Genomic DNA, 2,005 nt, shown 5'->3' on the forward strand with positions numbered 1-2,005 from the left:
CTCTTCGCACAGTTGAAGGATCAACGCGTGGCCAAGCTCGCCAAAACGGATGCTGACCTCCTCATTGATCGTTTGACGAGTGCTGAGAACCTGCGCGAGCTCACGTTGAACCGCACCCGGGCAACGGACGGGACGGTCACGGAGCAATGGCAGATTGATAGTCCGAAGGACTTGAAGCTCTACCGGCAGCTCATGGAGTTGGAAGCGATGGCGGCCACGCTACAGCAGCCTGCAGCAGCCAGCCGGGGGCCGGCTCGCGAGATCTGGCCGCAGGTGACGCGCGCACCCGCAGCGCCACCTGCGCAGGCGATCGAAACCATCACGTTGGGAAAGGCGCGCGATGCCTTCTTGTCGACGCTCAAGCCCTCAACTCTGCCCAAGGCCTACACGATCAAGAAAACGGCCATCGAGGCATTGGTCTCGTTCTTGGGGCCGAAGTTTAAGGTCAATGCCATCACGCGCTCGGACTTGGCCCGCTGGTATCAGGAAATGCGGGAAAAGGGGGCCTCGACGCCGACCCTGACGAACAAGCAGTCCTACATCGGCGGGAAAGGCGGGTTCTTCGAGTGGGCTATGGCCTCTGGTCACTACCCGCGGGGCGACGACCGTCACCGGCCTGACCTATGACGAGCAGGGCAATCTGCGTAACAAGAATGGGCGTGTGCATGAGTTCGACTTTGGCAACCGCCTGCGTGCCATTCAGGGCTTAGAGGCATACCAGTACGACGCAGCCGGACGACGCACTGTCGCCTCCGATCTAAATGGAGAACGAGCCCGCTCGTTCTACGGCCAAGGAGGAGATCTGTTTTTCGAGCAGCGCCGAGGCGTGGGCTCTACCGAATACGTCCGGCTAGGTTCGCGCACGCTGGCTTTGCGCAAGAACGGCACAGTTAGCTATCAGCACCTGGACTCGTTGGGGAGCCTGGTTGCAGCCACCAACGCTGCTAGCGTGATTGTTGAGCGCACCCAATACGAGCCCTACGGCGCGCCGATCGGAGAGGCGGTCGATGGTATGGGCTACACCGGGCATGTCTCTGATGCTGTAACCGGCCTCATATACATGCAGCAGCGCTATTACGATCCGCAGATCGGAAGATTCTTAAGCGCCGACCCGGTGACCGTTTCGGCAGACCCGATGGGCATGTTCAACCGTTACAAGTATGCGGCCAATAATCCGTATGGCTACCGGGATCCTGATGGACGGCAAGAATGCAGGTCCTGCGAGATGTCATGCGGAGCTTCGGTTGGCTACATGTTGCGTAATGACAAAGAGCGGATGCAGACCTGGCCAAGTGGTGAAGCTGCTGCGATGACGGCAGGCAGCGGTGCTGAGGATGGTGCATTGATTGGGCAAGCCGTCGGAAGCTTCGTCGACACAGGAAAAATTTCCAGCGAAGGTGTGAAGACGCTTGCCACGGTTGTGGTTGTGGGTGCGATAACGAGAGGGAAGTCTGGTGGTGGGGGGATGATGCATGGTCCATCTCCCAGAATCAGCATCGGCAAGCAAGGTAAGCACCAGATAGGACATAATAACTACACCGAGGGACGAAGCGTCCTTGCCGCAGACCCTGTTGAACTTGGACGACATGCTGGAACGGGGCAGTAGGTTGGAAATGTGGCCGTTGGTCTGCCTGGGTCGAAGGAGCGAGTTAACTACGGTCGGGAAATTGGCACCTTCATTGATTATGATGGAAACTCTTTTCCCACATCCAATGGCATCATTCACTACGCAAAAGACGGCATTCACATCGTGCCATCGAGGCCAAGCCCATGAATCATAGTTTTCGATCCGAAATAATACTCAGAGTTAACCGTGCTTTGCTGGGTGAGGTGTTTCCCGCCTTAGTCGGGGTTTGCTGCAGCATTGAAGGTGAAGAGAGGTTTGAGTTGACGTTCTTTGTAGACGCTGAACCTACTGCCTCGGTTGAAGAGRATATCTCCTGCATTGAGACGGAAGTTATCGCAGACTTTTCTGAAAGTGTTGAGGTGTCGCATAGGATTGAAG

General features: G+C 56.8%; 1 protein-coding gene and 2 pseudogenes. All 3 read left to right on the forward strand.

Annotation, left to right across the window (positions count from 1 at the left end):
- Positions 1–606: pseudogene (locus ACXJKH_RS19360) on the forward strand (integrase); the annotation flags it as partial.
- Between the two features lie 343 nt (positions 607–949).
- Positions 950–1,774: pseudogene (locus tag ACXJKH_RS19365) on the forward strand (RHS repeat-associated core domain-containing protein).
- A partial coding sequence (locus tag ACXJKH_RS19370; protein WP_457321806.1) for a hypothetical protein occupies positions 1,771–2,005 on the forward strand: 235 nt, incomplete at its 3' end. The pseudogene ACXJKH_RS19365 and the gene ACXJKH_RS19370, both read left to right, overlap by 4 nt.

Source organism: Stenotrophomonas sp. P5_B8 (assembly GCF_054049855.1).